Origin of the sequence: Rhodococcus jostii RHA1 (assembly GCF_000014565.1) — a bacterium.
GTDB classification, from domain to species: domain Bacteria; phylum Actinomycetota; class Actinomycetes; order Mycobacteriales; family Mycobacteriaceae; genus Rhodococcus_F; species Rhodococcus_F jostii_A.
The window spans coordinates 3,779,440-3,798,714 of the sequence record NC_008268.1 but is presented as its reverse complement, the minus strand read 5'-3'; the positions used below and the strand labels follow the sequence as shown (position 1 = coordinate 3,798,714).

Genomic DNA, 19,275 nt, shown 5'->3' with positions numbered 1-19,275 from the left:
GTGTCACCTCAGTCCCGGTACGTGGGGGCGGGTGGTCCGGCGGAAGGGCCGAGAACCGTCAGCCAGTTGTCGTAGAGCCTCGTCCAGGTTCCGTCCGCACGCATCCGATCCAGCGTGCCGTTCACGAAGCGCACGAGATCGTCGTGGTTCTTGTTGACCCCGATGCCGTACGGCTCCGATTCGAGCGGCGGGCCGACGATCTCCAGGTTCGGGTCCTGGGCGGCGAGCCCGGCGAGGATGGAGTCGTCGGTGCTCGCGGCGTCGGCCTGCCGCTGCTGGAGGACCACGAGGCAGTCGTCCCAGTCGGGTACCGCCACGATCGTGGCTTCGGGTTGCACTCGGCGAACGGTGTCCAGCGAGGTGGTGTCGCCGGCGGTGCAGACGCGCTTGCCCGCCAGATCCGCCGGGCCGGAAATGCCGGAGCCCTTCGGCACCAGCAGACGTTGATAGGCCTGGAAGTACACGGTGGAGAAGGCGACACGCTCGGACCGTTCGCACGTGATCGACGTGCTCTTCACCACGAGATCCACGTCCTCGTTCTGGAGGGCGTCGAAGCGGTCGCCGGACGTGAGGAGGCGGAATTCGACCCGGGAGGGGTCACCGAACAGGTCCCGCGCCATCTCGCCCGCGACGTCGACGTCGAATCCCATCAGCATGCCGGTGGTCGGATCCCGGAAACTGAAGAGGTTGGTGTTCTGATCGATTCCGACGATCAGCCGGCCGCGGGCGGTGATCTCGGCCAGCGAGCTTCCCGGCGCCCGGACGTCCGGGGTGGCGGCGGGGCGGAGACTCGCGAGCGCACCGCAGGAGTCGGGTGCGGGTGGCTCCTCGGGCACGTCGCCGGTGGGCAGAAGGATCTCGGCCCCACTCGTCAGCGGCACCTCCGAGTAGTCGCCGCTGACGGTGGGCGTGAGGGGTTGCGGGGTGGCGCATCCGGCTGCGAGGACGGCGACCACGGCGGCGGAGAGGAGGAGGGCGCGCGGGCGCGTCCGCCGTCTCGGTCGAATCACCCGCGTCATCAGTGGTACTCGTTCAGTCTGGGCCAGATCCCCCCACCGACGGCGAACCCGCAGAGGACGCCGATCACCATGCTACCCACCGCGAGCAGCGACAACGAGCGATATGCGTCGGCCATCCCGTCGAGTTCCTCGCTGCGGAATCGGTCGATGCCGTCCTGCAACGACTCGTCGAGCGCCGCGAAGGTGGCGGGGGACGCCGAGTCCGCGGGGCCGATCGCGATGGCCTTCGCCCCCGGGTAGTCCCCCACGTCGAGCTTCTCCTGCAGCATGGTGTGCGCGCGCCGCCAGTCGCCGAGCGCGGTGACGGCGGCGTCGATCGGCGGTGTCGTCGCCGGCCCGTGATCGCCGTCCTGCAGCGCCCCGAGGATGTCGGCGAGTTCGGCCGACCGCCGGGCGTAGTCGACCTCGGACTGTTCGTCGGAGCCGCGCTGCAGCAGCGCGAGGGTCTCGTCCGCCCGGGCCTGCTGGGCGAGGATCCGCGCCTGGGTGATCGTGCCGAGTGGTTGCGCCCCTTGGGTTCTCGCTCGGTCCGTGGCCGCGGTGGAGACCAGGGTGGCGGCGGCCAGCCAGATCAGGAGGGTGGCGGCGAGGAGGGAGGCGAGGACGAGGCCGGGATTGACGCGGCGTTTGCTCTTGCGCGCCAGGTACACCTGCGCGAGGACGAGCGCGACGAGCAGGGCGACGGCGACGGCGGATGCGGCTCTCGGGAGCCGCGCGGTGAGGACCTGGGTGTCGGCGACGGCTCTCGACTGCTCCGAGTAGAGGCTCTCGGCTGCGGGCAGGATCGTGTCCTGCATCATCGTGGAGGCGTCGCTGAGATAGGCGACGCCGACCGGGTTGCCCGACCGATTGTTGGCGCGGGCCGTGGCGATCAGGCTGGTGTAGTCGGCGAGATCCCGCGATATTTCGGACAGCAGCGCGAGGGCCGCGGCGTCTGTCGAGTCGACGCCGTTAGACGCGGTGACCAGCGCGTTCGACGCGTCCCCGATCGCCTGGTTGTACCGATTGCGGACGTCGATCGGCTCGACACCGCCCGAGATGAAGGACGTGGCGGCCGCGGCGTCGGCGATGGACAGCGAACTGTAGAGCCGTTCGGCCGCGTAGGTGAGGGGTTCGGTGTGTGTCCGCAGGGTCTCGATGCGCTGTTGCCGGGCACCGATCGCCGCCGACGTGATCGCCCCGGTCGCCAGCGCGGCGGTCACGAGGGCGATCCCCAGCACGGACAGTCGTCCCGGGGTCGAGACGAGGAATTCCCGCCACGGCCGGCTCCGGGATTCGGGCTCGACGAGCAGGGACTCGTCCAGCGAGTGTTCTTCGGTGACGGCGTCGTCTCCGCGGTGGAACACGGTGCCCTCCTCCGCCGAGGTCTTCTGCAAGTGTGCCCCGATTTTCGGCGGGTCGTGCCGGAAAAGCCGATGTGGCATCGGACGCACAGAGAAGGACAGGGACCGCTGGTGCGGTCCCTGTCCTTCGGTACGGCGGGTGCGTCAGGGCTGCTCGCGGGTGACGACTCCGACGAGTTGTTCCGCGTCGGATCCGTCGCCGGGCGAGGCCGCGGGCGGTGTGACGGTGTCGAGGCGTTCGGCGCTGGTCCGGCTGCGGCGGCGGAACTCGTACCCGATCAGGATGAAGGCGAGAGTCACCACACTCAGCCAGAACTGCGAACGGGTGGTGGGGAGCACGGCCATGGCGGCGATCACGGCTCCCATCAGGACGATGGTCGCGTAGCTGAGCCAGGGGAACAGCCACATCTTCAGGCTGAGGGCCTCGGGATCTCGCGCTTCCAGCTTCTTGCGGAGCGCGACCTGGGAGATCGCGATCATGAGGTAGACGAAGAGCGCCACGGCGCCGTACGAGTTGACCAGGAACGAGAACACGAGATCCGGGGAGACGAACGCCGCGATCACCGACGCGTAGCCGATCACCGTTCCGGCGAGGATCGCGCGCCGGGGCACGCCGCCGCCGGACAGTCGGGTGAACATGTGCGGGGCGTCGCCGTTGCGGGTGAGCGCGAAGAGCATCCGCGAGGAGGTGTACAGCGCGGAGTTCAGGCAGGACAGCACCGCGGTGAGGATGACGACGTTCATGATCGTGGCGACACCGGGAATGTGCAGGGCGGAGAGGGCTGCCGCGTAGGGGCTGACGCCGACGGCCTCCGTGCTCCACGGCACCACCGCGACGACCACGAAGATGGAACCGACGTAGAAGGTGATGATCCGGACCACGATGGAACGCATCGCCCGGGCGACCGCTTTCTTGGGTTCCGCGGACTCGGCGGCCGCGATTGTCACGATCTCGGCCCCGGTGAAGAAGGCCACGCAGGGGACGACCGCGGCGAGCACCGCGCCCCAGCCGAGCGGGGCGAATCCGCCGTGGCTGACGAGATTCGCCACTCCGGGGGTCGCGTCCGGCCACAGTCCGGTGATCCACAGTGCGCCCAAACCGAGGAAGAGGACGATCGCGATCACCTTGATCGACGAGAACCAGTATTCGAATTCGCCGAACGAACGCGCTGACACGAGATTGGTGCAGGTCAGGATGACGAGAAGCCCGAGGCTGAGGATCCACAGCGGCGCGGACGGGAGATAGAGCTGGAGTATTCGGCCGCCGGCGATGGCTTCGACGGCGACGACGATGACGAAGAAGTACCAGTACATCCAGCCGACGGAGAAGCCGGCGCGATTGCCGAGCGCTTCCCTGGCGTACACGTAGAACGATCCGACCACCGGCCGGGCCACCGCCATCTCCGCCAGCATCCGCATGATCAGGAGTGTGATGATCCCCGCGATGAGAAACGACACGATCGCCGCCGGGCCTGCGCTCTCGATGACGACGCCGCTGCCGACGAACAATCCGGCACCGATCACGCCGCCCAGGGCGATGAGGTTCATGTGCCGTTTCTTCAGGCCCTTTCCGAGGCCGGAGTCCTGGGATTGGACCGGGGGTGGTGTTGAAGTCACGTTTTCCTCCACTGTGCGCTGACCGGAATCGTCAGGTCGCCATCGCGATCCGGGGCCGGATCGTCGGGCGGTTGGAACGGAGAACAGTGCCGGCGGAGATACGGGAGACGATCCACCGCGAACTGAACTGTTGATGTGATGCACAACACTGTATGGAGGGTCCGGTGGGCAGCACAGTGCCAGTTCGACGGCACGTCTGAGGACCAGTTCGTTACCACTGGTCACAGGGTAAGGGCGTGTACACGGTCTCGTGGGTGAGCGCCGGCGCCGGGGGATCCAGATCGGCCGCGACAGCGCACCCGCCGGGCCAACCGAACACGCTCCTCCCGGTGATGATCGCCGTCTTCCCAGTTCACGGGGTTTCTCGGTCGGCGGTTCCGCGGTCGAACTGGACCCATCGCTTGCGAGGCAACTGGCTCTGGGCGAGTTCTGACACCAGTCGTAGTGTGAGGTGAACACTGGAATAAGTGATGTGGATCACACATACGATTGGGTCGCTGAACCGGTGGGTGCCCGCATCGACGTACGACCGACGAGGTCGTGTCGGGCGAGGGTCCCGGCAGCGCCTTCTGGAGGAAATGTGGACAGTACCGTTCCCGGACACACCGACAGTTCAGGTCTCGGCAAGGGCCTGAAACGCAGGCACATGAACCTCATCGCCCTGGGCGGGGTGATCGGCGCCGGTCTCTTCGTGGGCAGCGGTGTCGTCATCGGCGGGGCCGGCCCCGGCGCGATCATCTCCTTCCTCATCGCAGGCATCATCACGTTGCTGATCATGCGGATGCTGGCGGAGATGGCGGTGGCCCGGCCGGTGGTCGGATCGTTCTACGTCTACGCCCGCCAGGCCCTGGGGCGCCGCGCCGGGTTCGCGACGGGGTGGATGTACTGGTACTTCTTCGTCATTGTCGTCGCCGTCGAGGCGATCGCCGGTGGCCGGATCCTGCAGCTCTGGCTGCCGATGATCCCGCTGTGGCTCCTGAGCCTGGGGCTGATGCTCCTGCTGACGGCCACCAACATGGTGTCCGCCCGCTCCTACGGCGAGTTCGAGTACTGGTTCTCGTCGATCAAGGTCGTGGCGATCGTTCTGTTTCTCGGGATGGGGGCCCTGTGGATCACCGGGCTGTGGCCCGATTCGACGCCCGGGCTCGGCAACCTCGTGAACCACGGCGGCTTCACCCCGCTCGGCTGGGGCGCGGTGCTCGCGGCGGTCGTCCCCTGCGTCGCCTTCTACACGGGAGCCGAGATCGTGACGATCGCGGCCGCCGAGTCGGAGGAGCCGAAGCGTGCTGTCGCCCACGCCATGCGGTCGATCGTGGTGCGGATCGTGACGTTCTACGTCGGTTCGATTCTCGTGGTCGTCACGATCCAGCCGTGGAACACCGAGAGTGTGGGTGTGAGCCCGTACGCCGCGGTGCTCGAGGTCCTGGGAATTCCCGGTGTCGCGACGATCATGAACTTCATCGTCCTCACGGCGGTCCTCTCCTGCCTGAACTCGGCGCTGTACACCACGTCCCGAATGTTGTTCGCGCTCACCCGCAACGGCGACGCCCCGAAGTTCTTCACGACACTGTCCCGCAACGGTGTGCCCCGTCGTGCGATCCTGCTCGGCACCACCGTCGGATACGTCTCCGTCGCCTGCACGTACGTGTGGGGCGACGTCGTCTTCGGCTTCCTCGTCAACTCGTACGGCGCCGTCGCGCTCTTCGTGTACCTCCTGATCGCCATCTCCCAGGTAGTGCTCCGGCGTCGACTCGAGCGCGAAGACCCAGCCGCACTGCAACTGCGGATGTGGTTGTTCCCGTGGCTGAGCTACGCCACCATCGCCCTGATGGCCACCGTCATCCTCGCGATGGCGTTCCTGCCGACCACCCGCTCCCAGTTCCTCATGAGCGGTCTGACGTTGATCGTCATCCTGATCAGCTACGAGGTGCGGAAGTTGCTCGGCAAGGGCGGTCGCGACGACGAATCGCTGTCCGGTGCTCCCCCGATCGGTTCCGCGGACGAGTCGGTTGCGGAGGCGGAGAAGCGCATCGAGTCCGTGGAGACGCTCGGCGGCTCGGACATCGAACTGCTTGCCGCGGCACAACAGGAGCCGCACACCCATCGTCATCAGAGGAGACAGTCGTGAACAATTCCGCCGTCGGTACGGCACGCGTCAAGCGTGGCATGGCCGAGATGTTGAAGGGCGGGGTCATCATGGACGTCGTCACCCCCGATCAGGCGAAGATCGCCGAGGATGCCGGTGCGGTCGCGGTGATGGCGCTCGAGCGGGTGCCCGCGGACATCCGGGCGCAGGGCGGGGTGTCCCGGATGAGTGATCCGGACATGATCGACGGCATCATCTCCGCGGTGTCGATCCCGGTGATGGCCAAGGCCCGGATCGGGCACTTCGTGGAGGCGCAGATCCTGCAGTCCCTCGGGGTCGACTACGTCGACGAGTCGGAGGTGCTGACCCCGGCCGACTACGCCAATCACATCGACAAGTGGCAGTTCACCGTCCCGTTCGTGTGCGGTGCCACCAATCTCGGTGAGGCGCTGCGGCGGATCACCGAGGGTGCGGCGATGATCCGGTCCAAGGGGGAGGCCGGTACCGGTGACGTGTCGAACGCGACCACGCACATGCGGACGATTGGTGGGGAGATCCGCCGGTTGACCTCGCTCAGCGAGGACGAGCTGTATGTGGCGGCGAAGGAGTTGCAGGCGCCGTACGATCTGGTCGTCGAGGTCGCCAAGGCCGGGAAGTTGCCGGTCACGATGTTCACTGCCGGTGGCATCGCCACCCCGGCGGATGCGGCGATGATGATGCAGCTCGGTGCGGAGGGTGTGTTCGTCGGGTCGGGGATCTTCAAGTCGGGTAACCCGGCGGAGCGGGCCGCGGCGATCGTGAAGGCGACCACGTTCTTCGACGACCCGGATGTGCTGGCGAAGGTTTCCCGTGGGCTGGGTGAGGCGATGGTCGGGATCAACGTCGACGACATCCCCGTCCCGCACCGGCTCGCCGAACGCGGCTGGTGACGTTCTGATCCCTGCTCCTCCGAAAACACTGTGGGCCGGTTCCGCTGTCGTGCAGCAGAACCGGCCCACAGTTGTCTTTCAGCCCAGCAGTTCGGGGATCTTCGCGGCGCTCTCCAGGATGTGCGTGTGGGGCTCCGGACGCAGCGCCGCCGCGTCGTGTGCGCCGGTCAGGACACCCACCACGTACCGCGCCCCGGCGTTCGTCCCTGCTCGGAGATCGTTCGGGGTGTCACCACCCACCAGCACCGCGTCGACGTTCTGCACTCCGGCGAGCTCCATGGCGCGGAAGATGAGATACGGCGACGGCCTGCTCATCCGCACCTGATCGCTCGTGATCACACCGTCGATGTCCCGCCCGATCTCCCACCCGACCTGCTCCAGTAGCGGTTCCGCGATCTCGCGGGAATAGCCGGTCTGGAGAACGATCTTGATGCCGCGCTGCCGCAACGCACCGAAGGCATCGTGAACCCCGGGCAGTGCGGTGGGCGGTGTCTTCCGGTACGCGTCCAGAAGCATTGCGGTGAAATCGGATTCGACGGCGTCCAGGACATTCTTCTCAGCCGGCACCCCGGTCTCCCGTAGCAGTCCCTCGATGGCCTGCCGCTTGCCCGTGCCCTTCCACCGGTCGAACCGAGCATCCGGAATCGGCTCGCCGAGGTGCTTCTCGACGGTGTCGCGCAACGCGGCGTACACGGCGCCGCCTTCGTCGACGCTCGTTCCGGCAATGTCCAAGGTGACCAGGGAAACCCCGTGTGCGGTCATGGGTGTGACTCCTTCACTGTTGCGTCACTGGCAGGTGATGGCTGTCAGTGGCCGATCATCGACAGCACGTCGGCAATGACGTCGCTGTTGGTACCGTGCGACAGATCGAGTGTCCGGCAGCGGTCGTAGTACGGGCTCAGATCCAGCCCGACTCCCAGTCCGTACACCTCGACGGCCCGCTCGTCCTCGTGTCGCTCGACCACGACCTGCAGGTGGTGGTCCAGGTAGAACTCGTCGTTGGCCAGGGCGGTGGCGCCGTCCAGTGGGCTTCCGTCCGAGATCACGAACAGGAGCCTGCGGCCCTGAGGGTCCCGCATCCGGGAGCACGCCCAGTCGACGGCCTCACCGTCGACGCCCTCTTTGAACAGGTCGTTCTTCAGCAGCCCGGCGATCGCGGGACGGGCTCGGCGCCAGGAAGTCTCGGCGTCCTTGAACACCAGCTGCCGGACCTCGTTGAGCCGTCCCGGGTCGTGCGGACGGCCCGACCGGAGCCAGTCTCGGCGGGCTCGGCCCCCGTTCCATGCAGCGGTCGTGAAACCGAGGATCTCGCACCGGGCGTCGGCCAGTTCGAGGGCCCGGGCGAACACGTCGACCAGCACCGCGACCGGTTCGCCGAACTCCTTCATCGAACCGGAGCAGTCGATGAGGAAGGTCACCGTCGTGTCGGTGTGCGGCTCGGTGCGTTCGGCCCGGAAGAGTCTGCGCTCGGTGGGCGAGGTGACCAGCTGGGCGAGCCGCCGACCGTCGAGGTACCCCTCTTCCCGGCCGCCTTCCCATCCGTCGCGGACCGGTTCCGAGAGCAGCGCCTTCAGCTGCCGTCCGAGTTTCCGGACGTTGAGATGCTGCGTGTCGATGACGAGGTCGAGTCGCCGGCGGTAGTCCTGGAGCAACTCGGGGCGGACGAGGGACGCGATCTGCCGGGTCTCGTCGTAGGCGCGGGTGAACACGCGGTATCCGTCTCCGCCCTCCCCCAGCGCGCGACTGCGTCCCGACACCGCGGTCGCGACGGTCTCGTCGTCGTCGGGGTCGAAGTCGAACAGGAGGGAGAACGCCGCCCGGCCGTCGCTCCGGTCGTCGGACGAGCCGTCCGTGTCGGCGGGTGACTCCAGGTGACGGCCGATCAGCTCGGCGACGTCCTGTGCGTGGACGCCGAAGTCGTCTTGCGAGAAACGGGTTCGACGCAGCCACGGGAGGTGGTCGCCGAGAACGGCGGCGAGAGCGAACCGCGTCGATTCGATCAGGTCCTCGGTGGCCTCGGGAATCGGCTCGGCGGTGATCCGGGCCCGGCACATCTGCGTCACCGTGAACAGCAGCATCCCGTGCACGGTCTCGGTCAGACCGGACGTCACGTAGTCCTGCGACCACTGCGCGAAGCGGTGGGAGAGGTTGGCGCGCACGCCGCTCCACGCGTCGGCGGCCAGCGACTCGACGCGGAACTGTTCCAGGATCTCGAAGATCAGCCGGCCCGCCGTGTCGTCCGGGCACAGGCTGCGATGCAGGACGGGGTCGGTGTGGAGGAGGCGTGACGCCATGCCGTCCGCCGCACCGCGGAAGGATGCGAAGTCGGCGCCGTCGAACGACGGGTGCAGGTGTGGGGCGGGCATCGGCACGCGCCGATGTCCGCGATGGAGTTCCGGTCCGCGAAAGTGCAACCCACCCTGACCCGCGAGGGCGCGGATCGCGCCGGCACAGAGTTCGTGCACCTCCTGCTGACGGCGGACCGACGCGGGACGCACAGGCAGTTCTGTCATGACTGCCCGCTCAGGCCGTGCTCGTTGCGAGCATCGCAGACCGCTCCAGTTCCGAGTCGAAGCATCGCTGGAAGTACTCGGCGACGACGGGCCGCTCGGCCTCGTCGCATTTGTTGACGAACGACAACCGGAATGCCAGCGCCGGGTCGTGGAAGATCTCGATGTTCTCGGCCCAGGTGATCACCGTGCGCGGCGACATCAGCGTCGACAGGTCGCCCACCCGAAAACCGCTCCGGGTCAGGTTGGCCACGGCGACCATCGACCGGATGAGCTCCCGGCTCAGCGACGGCACCCGCGCGGACACGATCTCGATTTCCTGTTCCGCGGGGAGGTGATCGAGCGTCGCGACGATGTTCCAGCGATCGATCTGCGCGTGATTGAGCCGCTGCACACCGTGATACAACCCGTTGAGATTGCCGAGGCCGACGGTGTTGGCGGTGGCGAACAACCGGAAGGCCGGATGTGGAGTCAGGACCCTGTTCTGATCGAGCAGGGTGAGTTTCCCGTCGCGTTCGAGGAGACGCTGGATGACGAACATGACGTCGGGGCGGCCGGCGTCGTATTCGTCGAGTATGAGGGCGACGGGTCGCTGCAGCGCCCAGGGCAGGATGCCTTCCTGGAATTCGGTGACCTGCTTGCCGTCTCGCAGCACCACCGCGTCCCGGCCTATCAGGTCCAGCCGGCTGAGATGTCCGTCGAGGTTGACCCGCACACACGGCCAGTTGAGCCGCGCCGCGACCTGTTCGATGTGCGTGGACTTGCCGGTGCCGTGCAGGCCTTGCACCATCACTCGTCGGTTGCGGCTGAACCCGGCGAGCAGGGCCGTGGTCACCGCGTGATCGAACCGGTATGCGGGGTCGACGTCGGGGACGTGGTCGGCGGGTTCGCGGAAGGCGCGTACCGTCAGGTCGGTGTCGAGTCCGAACAGCTCGCGTGCGGACACCACGTGGCTGGGTGTCGCAGTGGTCATTTCGGGCATGCGCCCTCCTTCAGTTCAGGTCTGACGAACCGTCGTCCATGACCTCGTTCTCGATCTCGCCGATGGCGTCGGCTGCCCGCCGGAGTGCGGGCAGAAGCTTGAGCGCCTTGTCTGGGGTGAGTCGCATGACCGGGGCCTGGACCGCGATGCAGAGATTGGAATTGCCTGTGGCACAGGGGACGAGCACCGCGGCGCACACGAGGCCGGGGAGGAACTCTTCGTCGTCGATGGCGTAGCCGTCGCGGCGGACCTGTTTGAGTTCGGTCTCGATCAGCTCGATGTCGGTGACCGTCTTGTTGGTGTACCTTTCGAGCGGCATCCGCCCGAGAAGTCGCCGGCGCTGGGCGGGGCTGAGCTGCGACAGGATCATCTTGCCGCTGGCCGAGCAGTGCGCGGGCACCCGCGAACCAGCATGGAGTGTAAACCGAAGGGGCTCGGAGGTTTCCACGCGGTCGAGATACACCACTTCGCTGCCCGACAGGGTGGTCACGTTGCAGCTCTCCCCGAGTTCCGCGACGAGGTTCCGGAGGATGGCGTGCCGCGCGCCGTGGTGGGTGTCGTTGAGCAGCAAATTCTCGGCGAAACGTCGCAGGCGCACGCCGGTGCCGTAATGCCTGCCGTTGTTCTGCCGGGTGAGGAGTCCGGCGCCCTCGAGCTGCTGGAGCATGCGGTGCAGCGTCGGTTTGGCCATGCCCGTCTCCTCGACGAGCCCCTGCAACGTGAACAGCTGGTCCTTGGATGCGATCATCTCGAGCAGTGCGAACAGGCGGAGCGTCGGTGTGTCTCCGGGTAGCTCCGTTGCCGGGTGTCCGTTCGACTCGTCGATCCGGTGAATCTCACCCACGGTTCCTCCTTGGCCGAAACGGCGACGCATTCGCATCGTGTATCGAAAAATCATACATCTCGTTCCAGTTTTAGGAACATTCATTGACGAAGTGTGTGACGTGGCCTACTGTCACTGCAGATCACAAAATCACGAACGAAACGTTCCGATTTTTGACATTCTCTGCCGGTTCCGGCGCGCCCTTGAAGGAGGATCACACATGAGCAAGAAGAAGAACGGTGCCGATCGCACCGCTGTCTCCGGTGTACAGAAGATGACGCCGTCGGAGGCGTTCGTCGAGACGATGGTCGCCAACGGCGTCACCGACATGTTCGGCATCATGGGATCCGCCTTCATGGATGCGATGGACATCTTCGCTCCCGCCGGCATTCGACTCGTCCCGGTCGTGCACGAGCAGGGCGCGGGACACATGGCCGACGGATATGCCCGGGTCAGCGGGCGGCACGGCATGGTGATCGGGCAGAACGGTCCGGGTATCAGCAACTGTGTCACCGCGATCGCCGCCGCGTTCTGGGCGCACAGCCCCGTCGTCATCGTCACTCCCGAGGCCGGCACCATGGGAACGGGCCTGGGCGGCTTCCAGGAAGCCAACCAGCTGCCGATGTTCCAGGAATTCACGAAGTACCAGGGGCACGTCAACAACCCGAAGCGCATGGCCGAGTTCACGGGCCGCTGCTTCGACCGCGCGATGTCCGAGATGGGCCCGACGCAGCTCAACATTCCGCGCGACTACTTCTACGGTGAGATCGAGACGGAGATCCCGCAGCCCACCCGCCTCGACCGCGGTCCCGGTGGCGAGACGAGCCTGAACGAGGCGGCTGAACTGCTGGCGCAGGCCGAGTTCCCGGTGATCGTTTCCGGCGGCGGCGTGGTGATGGCCGACGGTGTCGAGGAGTGCAAGGCACTCGCCGAGCGTCTCGGCGCCCCCGTCGTCAACAGCTACCTGCACAACGACTCGTTCCCCGCCAGCCACCCGCTGTGGACCGGACCGCTCGGCTACCAGGGTTCCAAGGCCGCGATGAAGCTGATCAGCCAGGCGGACGTGGTGCTCGCCCTCGGCACCCGCCTCGGCCCCTTCGGGACTCTCCCGCAGCACGGCATGGACTACTGGCCGAAGAATGCCAAGATCATCCAGATCGACGCCGACCACAAGATGCTCGGTCTGGTCAAGAAGATCTCCGTCGGGATCTGCGGTGACGCGAAGGCCGCTGCCGTCGCCCTCACCGAGCGGCTCGAGGGCAAGTCCCTCGTCTGCGACGCCAACCGTGCGGCACGCGGCGAGAAGATCGACGCCGAGAAGGCCGCGTGGGAGAAGGAACTCGACGAATGGACGCACGAGCGCGATGCGTTCAGCCTCGACATGATCGCCGAACAGGAAGGTGAGGACGGCAACTGGCTGCACCCGCGTCAGGTGCTGCGGGAGCTGGAGAATGCGATGCCGGACGACGTGATGGTGTCCACGGACATCGGCAACATCAACTCCGTCGCCAACAGTTACCTCCGGTTCGAGAAGCCGCGCAGCTTCCTCGCCCCGATGAGCTTCGGTAACTGCGGTTACGCGCTGCCGACCATCATCGGCGCGAAGGCGGCGGCACCGGAACGGCCCGCCATCGCCTACGCAGGCGACGGCGCCTGGGGAATGAGCCTGGGCGAGATCATGACGGCTGTCCGGCACGACATCCCGGTCACCGCCGTCGTCTTCCACAACCGGCAGTGGGGTGCGGAGAAGAAGAACCAGGTCGACTTCTACAACCGCCGCTTCGTCGCCGGTGAGCTCGAGAGCGAGTCTTTCGCCGGAATCGCACAGGCGATGGGCGCCGAGGGCATCGTGGTGGACAAGCTCGAAGAGGTCGGTCCCGCACTGCAGCGCGCGGTCGCCGCACAGATGAACGAGGGCAAGACGACGGTCATCGAGATCATGTGCACCCGCGAACTCGGCGACCCCTTCCGCCGCGACGCGCTGTCGAAGCCGGTTCGCCTGCTCGACAAGTACAAGGACTACGTGTAGTCCGTTCCCTGCGAGCGCGTGGCCCCCGGCGCTCACGCCCGGGGGCCACGCCCCGTGCGTTCCTGGTACCGACGATTCGACGCCGTCTGGACCTGTCGCTTCGCCGCCGCGACCCCCACACTTCTGACGGAGACAACGGCGAACGGAAGCGGTGAAACAGGGTATGGCGGCAACGGTGTGGGATCTGTCGTTGCCTGCCCTCCTCTTCGCGCTCGGCGTCGTGGTGGCCGGCGGAGTCGTCCGCGGTTTCGGTGGGTTCGGTGGCGCGATGGTGTGGGTTGCGGGACTCGTCGTCCTGCTCCCGCCGACGTCGGTGATCCCCACCGTGTTCGTCCTCGAGGTCGTCGCGAGCGCCGCGATGCTGCCCCAGGTGTGGCAGCAGGTGCACTGGAAGTCGTTGCGCTGGTTGTTCGCCGGCACCCTGATCGGAATGCCGCTGGGGATGTGGGCGCTCACGCAACTGTCCGGCGACCTGGTGCGCGTACTGCTGGGTGTCGCGATCATCGGCTCCGCCGTCGCCATGGCCGCCGTCCCCGACCGGCAGTCGCTGCCCGGCCCCGGGTTGACCACGGTGACGGGGGTGGCGTCCGGTCTCCTCAACGGCGGCTTCGCGCTCGGTGGCCCGCCCGCCGTCCTGATGTACTTCTCCGCGTCCTCCCACGTGGCGGCCGGGCGCGCCTCGCTCGTCGTGTTCTTCCTCGTCATCGACGCGTTCGGCGCCGCGGGGTCGGCCGCCGGTGGTCTCCTCACCGTGCCCGTCCTCACACAGATCGCCCTGTTCACGCCGCTCTGCATGTTCGGAGCCGCCGCGGGGAAATGGCTGTACGACCGCACCACCGCCCAGCAGGTCCGTCAGCGCGTGCTGTGGCTACTCGGCTTCCTCGGCGCCGCAGTCCTCGTGCAGGTGGCGTTGCGCTGATCGCGTATCCCGGGAGCCCGAATCACCCGAATCACGCTGGAACAGACTCAGACTCGACACCGAGCGCTGCAGGCCGTCGAGGGTCCGGGGATCCCAGCCGGTCAGCTGTTGCCAGCGGTCGAGCCGGTAGGTGATCGAGTTCGCATGCAGGTGGATGTCCCGCCCGGCCGCGCTGATGGAGAATTCGTTGCGGGCGAATGCCAATACCGCCTCGACGAGGTGCGGATGGTCCGCGGCGACGGCGACACCCGGCTCCAGCAGCGTGGCGAGCTCGTTGCGATGGTCGGCCAGGGTGGCGGCCACCCATTCGTCGGCGAAACGGACCACCCCGCCGGTAGGCGAGGCCAGATGCAGGACTCTCCGCGCGTCCGTGATGCTCATCGCCGCGCCGGCCAGGCCGGGGCGGCCCAATCCGACTCCGACCGTTGTCCCCGGGTGACCGAGCCGGACCTCGCGGATGATGTCGTCGACCGGTGTGCGCTGGCTCAGGGCGATGATGACGGTGCCGTGCCCGCTGCATTGGGTGGTGCCCGGGATCGTGTCCAGGGTGCGTTGCAGCCGTTCGAGCGCCGCCTCCGACCACTCCTCCGCGGCGACGCACACCGCTTGGAACTCGTGCTGCGGTGTGAAACCCAGCGCCTCTGCCAGCTCGCGCACATCACGGTGGTCGCCGTCGACCGAACTCGCGAGGGCCTCGAAGAACCGGTATCGCACCCCCGCGCGGATGGCCTGTTCGCTTCGGGTCGCGTCGGTGTGCCCGACGGCGACCGCGCTGGTGGCGGTGTGGACGAGATCCCACATCATGCCGCCTGCACGCAGCAGGTCGGTTGTCGGCTCGGCGGCCGTGGCCACCATCGTGTTCCACAATTCGCGGGACGCGATGTGGTACGTCTCGATGACGTCGGACAGTGGCAACCCCTGCATGGCCCGGCGCCGGCCGAGCTGACGCGAACGCTCGAGGACGTCGTCGGCGAGCGGTTCGCTCTCCGCGAGGGCGCGCAACGTCGCCGCGAGCTGGCGACTGATGTATCCGCGCTGCTCGTCGATCGGAACGGCAGCGTACGACTGCAACTCGGCGCGGATCTGACCCACCGCCCGGTCGGTTACCGAGTCGATCTCCTCCGAGACCTGTCGGCACAACCGCTGGATCGTGTCTTCTCCCACGGACTCGGGCACCCTCTCTCTCGCTTTCCGCACTCCCGTGAAATTCACGAACCGCCTCGGCGTTTTCCGGGATTCGCCCATGGCCCGAAGGGAGTGATTCAGACCACACTAGTGCCAGAGTGCACGTCGACCGGCACCGGACCCAACCCGCGACGCCGGTGGACGCAGTCGGAATAGGAGACAAAACAATCATGTCCAACGAGGCAAAAAGCGCCTTACTCGCGATAGGTGTCCCGTTCGCCGGGGTCCTGGGGGGCATCGTCGCCCTGTCCGGATCCACGGCCACGGTCTTCGGAGTCCCCATCCTGTTCGCGTGGTTGTTCCTGTGGATGCCGCTCACCTCGCTCTGCCTCCATCTTGCCTGGAAGCTTTTCGACCGCAAGGACTTCGAAGCTGCCGAGCGCGCCGAATCGGCCGCTGAGAGCGCTCGGATCGGAGACCGGTCATGACCGCGGCCTTCTTCACCCTCGTGCTCGTCCTCGCCCTCGGGGCAGGCGTGCTGTCGCGGCGCGGCAGCAAGAAGGAGATCTCCGACTACCTGGTGGGTGGCCGGTCGTTCGGTCCGCTGCTGGTCTTCATCCTGGGAGCGGGTGAGGCGTACAGCATCGGCACCCTGATCGGGTTCCCCGGCGGCGTGTACGCCCACGGGGCGAGCTACGGCGTCTGGTTCATCGGGTACATCCTGCTGGCCTACCCGATCGGATACTTCTTCGCCCCCTACCTCTGGCGCGCGGGCAAGAGATACGGCGCCATGACGCTGCCCGATGTGGCCGGGCGCCACTTCCGGTCGCGTGGGCTGGAATTGACGATCGCCATCGCTTCGGTCGTATTCCTCATCCCGTGGGGTCAGCTTCAGCTCGCCGGGCTGCAGATCGCGCTGACCGGTCTGGGTATCTCCATCGACCCCACCGTCGCGGTATTCGCAGGCGCAGCCCTCGCGCTGCTGTTCCTCATGTTGTCCGGGGTGCGCGCCCCCGCATTCGTGTCGTACGTCAAGGACACAGCCCTGTTGCTCGGCGCCGTCCTGATCGGACTGGCGGCAGTGATCGAGACCGGTGGCACCGAGAAACTGTTCGCCGCGGCGGCCGCTAGTGCCGGCGGCTCGGCCTCACACTCCACGGTCACCGGGTCGTCACTGACCTTCGTACTGACGACGATCGTGTTCCAATCGGTCGGGTTCTTCATCTTCCCAATCATCGTGCAGGCCGTGCTCGCGGCGAAGTCCGAGGCGACGATCAAGCGGGTCGCCAAGTTCAATCCCCTGTACATGCTCATGTACCCGTTCCTCGTCGCCGCCGCCTTCGGGGCGATCACGCTGCTGCCGACGAAGCTCGAGGGCACGGAATCCGACCAGGTGCTCTTGCAGTTGTCGCGACAACTGTTGCCCGACTGGCTGACCGGCGTCGTCGCAGGCGGCGCGGCCCTCTGTGCGATCGTGGTGCTGTGCGGGGCGGCCCTCGGAATCGGCGCGATCGTGTCGCGCAACATCATTCCCGGGATCCCGGAGTCCCGCCAACGGGTCTGGGTGCGTAGCGTCGTCGTGGCGTACCTCGGTATCTCGCTCCTGCTCACCCTCGCGACACCTCAGCTCCTGCTGACCCTGGTCAACACGGCGTACTACGGCGTCACCCAGGCCGCGGTGGTCTTCGCGACGATGGTCTTCGGATGGAAGTTGCGGCCGGCCGCCCTCGCCATGGGCGTGGTGCTCGGCGACGTCGTGGTGCTGTGGCTGTATCTCGACAAGCACGGTCCCGTGTCCTTGTGGCTCGCCGAGCACGGAGTCAACCTCGGCGCGGCCGCCCTGGTCCTCAACATCCTCTTCGTGGTGTCGACGCGGGTGTTCTGGCCACCCACCGATCCCGTCCGTGGCCTTCGCGCCGACGGCCGAACGTCCGGAACCGCCGCGGGATCCGTGGCCGCACGCAGCGAAGTGGGTGCCTGATGTCCAGGACACTGCTCACCGCCGATTCGATTCACACGCAGGACCCGTCGTCGCCGAGCGTCGAAGCGCTGGTCATCGACGGAGCCGACGTGGTCGCCACCGGCACCAGGAAGGACATGGCCGACTACGCAGGCAGCGGGGCCCGCCGCCTCGACCTGCCCGGCGCCACGGTGATCCCGGGACTGATCGAATCGCACATCCACCCCACCTACGCCGGCCTCACCGACGGCTGGGCGGATTGCCGGACACCACCGTGCCGGTCGATCGCCGACATCCAGCAGGCGTTGCGTGCCGCGGCCACCGGCAGCGGATGGATCAGGGGGTGGGGTTACGACGACACCCAGATCGCCGAGGGACGGCATCCGACGAGGACGGATCTCGACGCCGTCAGCACCGACCGGCCGGTCATCGTGCTGCACATCTGCGGGCACTTCGCCGTCGCCAACACCGCCGCACTCGCGGCCGCAGGCATCGACGAATCCACGGTGCCGGTGGACGACCCGCTGTTCCCCCGCGGGGCCGACGGCCGTCTGACCGGGATGGCGTGGGAAATCGATGCGGTGGCGAGGCTCACCGCGGCGGTTCCCGCGCTGACCGAGCAGGAGGTCAACGGCGCCCTGCTTCGCAGCCTGCTGTCGGCGCGGTCGCGGGGCATCACCACCATCCACGATCTCGGGGTGGGTCTCTCGGCGGGCGAGCAGGAGCTGACCGCCTACCGCTCGCTGGACGCCTCGGGTGAGCTACCGGTGCACGTCGTCGGGTTCCTGCGCGGTGACATGGCGCTCGAGGCCCTCGACGACCGGGGAGTCACGTTCGAACACGCACCCGCGGCCGGAGCACGCTTCCGGCTGGCCGGCGCGAAGTTCTGGGCCGACGGGTCGATCCAGGGGCTGTCCGCCGCACTCCGCACGCCGTACGCGTGCGACCCCAACCATCACGGCGACCTGCTCTACCCGCAGGCGCAACTCGACGAGATGATCCTGCGGGTGCATCGCGCGGGCGGTCAGGTCGCCGTGCACGCCAACGGCGACGCGGCGGTCGGCGCCGCGATCACCTCGCTGAGGAGGGCGCAAGCCACCGACGGCCGGGTGGGACGGCACCGCATCGAGCACTGCCAGGTGAGCGCACCGAGCGACCTGGCCGCGATCCGGGAAGCCGAACTCGGGGTGAGTTTCTTCGTCAACCACGTCTTCTACTGGGGCGATCGTCACCGCGACCGGTTTCTCGGTGCCGAGCGCGCCGCCGAGATGGATCCCCTCGCCTGCGCCGACGAACTGGGGCTGCGATTCGGACTGCATTCGGACTGCCCGATCACCCCGATGGACCCGCTCGCGACCATCAGGACCGCGGTCACCAGGATGACGAGGGGCGGCACCGTGCTCGGCGGGAACCAGCGGATCGGAGTGGATCGCGCGATCCGGGCCATGACCATCGACAGCGCGTACCTGGTGCACGACGAGACCCGTGTCGGAACCTTGACGGCGGGGCGTCGTGCAGACCTGGTGGCGCTGGGCGGCAGTCTCGGGGATCTCGCGGACGGCACCACCGAAATACCCCGTCCCACAATGGTCATGATCGACGGAGAAGCGGCGGATATGCGGTAGTCCGAACGTAAGTGCCTCAGCTGAAACGGAACCCGTCCCCGCCGATCAGGCGAGGGCGGGTTCCGGCTACCGGCGGAAACTCCGGGTGAGCTCCCGGAGGCACTGAACGGCGGCTGGGCGGCGAAATGAAGTACGACGGGTGCCCCGGCGTGGCTGCGGTCGGCGACGGTCACGGGCCGGTGTTGTGGACCCGCAACCGATTCGATGGCGGCGCCGTATCTGGAGCCGGGCGGTCCAGCCCCTCAGCAGGTAACCCGCCCCAGCGGCCGCCGACAACTGCTGAGCATGCTCGCCCCCTCCCGAACGAG

General features: G+C 67.3%; 15 protein-coding genes. 7 read left to right on the top strand and 8 right to left on the bottom strand.

Annotated elements, in window-relative coordinates:
• Positions 1-8 precede the first annotated feature (8 nt).
• The 3 genes from RHA1_RS17415 to RHA1_RS17405 all read right to left on the bottom strand — a co-directional run bounded on the left by RHA1_RS17415 (position 9) and on the right by RHA1_RS17405 (position 3,910).
• The gene (locus tag RHA1_RS17415; protein WP_009476669.1) at positions 9-1,019 is read right to left on the bottom strand and encodes a glutamate ABC transporter substrate-binding protein; all 1,011 of its coding nucleotides are present in this window, start codon (positions 1,017-1,019) and stop codon (positions 9-11) included.
• On the bottom strand, positions 1,019-2,365 hold the full coding sequence (locus tag RHA1_RS17410) for a GlnX family signal transduction membrane protein (RefSeq protein ID WP_050787500.1): 1,347 nt from the start codon (positions 2,363-2,365) through the stop codon (positions 1,019-1,021). Before RHA1_RS17410 ends, RHA1_RS17415 begins: the two co-directional genes overlap by 1 nt.
• Positions 2,366-2,506: 141 nt before the next feature.
• On the bottom strand, positions 2,507-3,910 hold the full coding sequence (locus RHA1_RS17405) for an amino acid permease (RefSeq protein ID WP_237727018.1): 1,404 nt from the start codon (positions 3,908-3,910) through the stop codon (positions 2,507-2,509).
• 649 nt (positions 3,911-4,559) lie between these two features.
• On the opposite strand from RHA1_RS17405, the gene RHA1_RS17400 reads away from it, so the two are divergent.
• Complete coding sequence (locus RHA1_RS17400; protein WP_016884746.1) at positions 4,560-6,107, top strand: amino acid permease; 1,548 nt, start codon at positions 4,560-4,562, stop codon at positions 6,105-6,107.
• Positions 6,104-6,994, top strand: coding sequence for a pyridoxal 5'-phosphate synthase lyase subunit PdxS (gene pdxS, locus RHA1_RS17395; RefSeq protein WP_011596201.1), 891 nt, complete (start codon positions 6,104-6,106; stop codon positions 6,992-6,994). Before RHA1_RS17400 ends, pdxS begins: the two co-directional genes overlap by 4 nt.
• 78 nt (positions 6,995-7,072) lie before the next feature.
• Here pdxS and RHA1_RS17390 read toward each other — a convergent pair whose 3' ends face one another.
• Genes RHA1_RS17390 through RHA1_RS17375 form a run of 4 tightly spaced genes read right to left on the bottom strand, consistent with a single transcriptional unit; the run spans position 7,073 to position 11,330 of the window.
• Positions 7,073-7,756, bottom strand: a complete 684-nt coding sequence (locus RHA1_RS17390) for a phosphonatase-like hydrolase (protein WP_011596200.1) — start codon at positions 7,754-7,756, stop codon at positions 7,073-7,075.
• Positions 7,757-7,800: 44 nt separating this feature from the next.
• Entirely contained in the window at positions 7,801-9,507 is a 1,707-nt protein-coding gene (locus RHA1_RS17385) for a cobaltochelatase CobT-related protein (RefSeq protein ID WP_011596199.1), read from the bottom strand.
• Between the two features lie 10 nt (positions 9,508-9,517).
• Entirely contained in the window at positions 9,518-10,486 is a 969-nt protein-coding gene (locus tag RHA1_RS17380) for an AAA family ATPase (protein WP_011596198.1), read from the bottom strand.
• 10 nt (positions 10,487-10,496) lie between these two features.
• Positions 10,497-11,330, bottom strand: coding sequence for an IclR family transcriptional regulator (locus RHA1_RS17375; protein ID WP_011596197.1), 834 nt, complete (start codon positions 11,328-11,330; stop codon positions 10,497-10,499).
• A 199-nt stretch (positions 11,331-11,529) separates the two neighbouring features.
• Here RHA1_RS17375 and xsc point away from each other — a divergent pair, with 199 nt between their 5' ends.
• Positions 11,530-13,338 (top strand): sulfoacetaldehyde acetyltransferase, encoded by a 1,809-nt coding sequence (gene xsc / locus RHA1_RS17370; protein WP_011596196.1) that lies wholly within the window; start codon positions 11,530-11,532, stop codon positions 13,336-13,338.
• Between the two features lie 163 nt (positions 13,339-13,501).
• Positions 13,502-14,257, top strand: a complete 756-nt coding sequence (locus RHA1_RS17365; protein WP_011596195.1) for a sulfite exporter TauE/SafE family protein — start codon at positions 13,502-13,504, stop codon at positions 14,255-14,257.
• Here RHA1_RS17365 and RHA1_RS17360 read toward each other — a convergent pair.
• Positions 14,207-15,433 carry a PucR family transcriptional regulator gene (locus RHA1_RS17360; protein ID WP_041811634.1) on the bottom strand — a complete coding sequence of 409 codons (1,227 nt, stop codon included), beginning with the start codon at positions 15,431-15,433 and terminating at the stop codon, positions 14,207-14,209. The genes RHA1_RS17365 and RHA1_RS17360 overlap by 51 nt on opposite strands.
• A 179-nt stretch (positions 15,434-15,612) precedes the next feature.
• Here RHA1_RS17360 and RHA1_RS17355 point away from each other — a divergent pair, with 179 nt between their 5' ends.
• From RHA1_RS17355 to RHA1_RS17345, 3 genes are read left to right on the top strand one after another with little or no spacing between them, the layout of a single operon-like run.
• Positions 15,613-15,870 carry a DUF3311 domain-containing protein gene (locus RHA1_RS17355; RefSeq protein ID WP_009476654.1) on the top strand — a complete coding sequence of 86 codons (258 nt, stop codon included), beginning with the start codon at positions 15,613-15,615 and terminating at the stop codon, positions 15,868-15,870.
• Positions 15,867-17,363 carry a sodium:solute symporter family protein gene (locus RHA1_RS17350; protein WP_011596193.1) on the top strand — a complete coding sequence of 499 codons (1,497 nt, stop codon included), beginning with the start codon at positions 15,867-15,869 and terminating at the stop codon, positions 17,361-17,363. Before RHA1_RS17355 ends, RHA1_RS17350 begins: the two co-directional genes overlap by 4 nt.
• A complete protein-coding gene (locus tag RHA1_RS17345) occupies positions 17,363-18,967 on the top strand; it encodes an amidohydrolase (RefSeq protein ID WP_009476652.1) in 1,605 nt (534 codons plus the stop codon). The genes RHA1_RS17350 and RHA1_RS17345 overlap by 1 nt, the downstream gene beginning before the upstream one ends.
• The last annotated feature ends 308 nt before the right edge of the window (positions 18,968-19,275 follow it).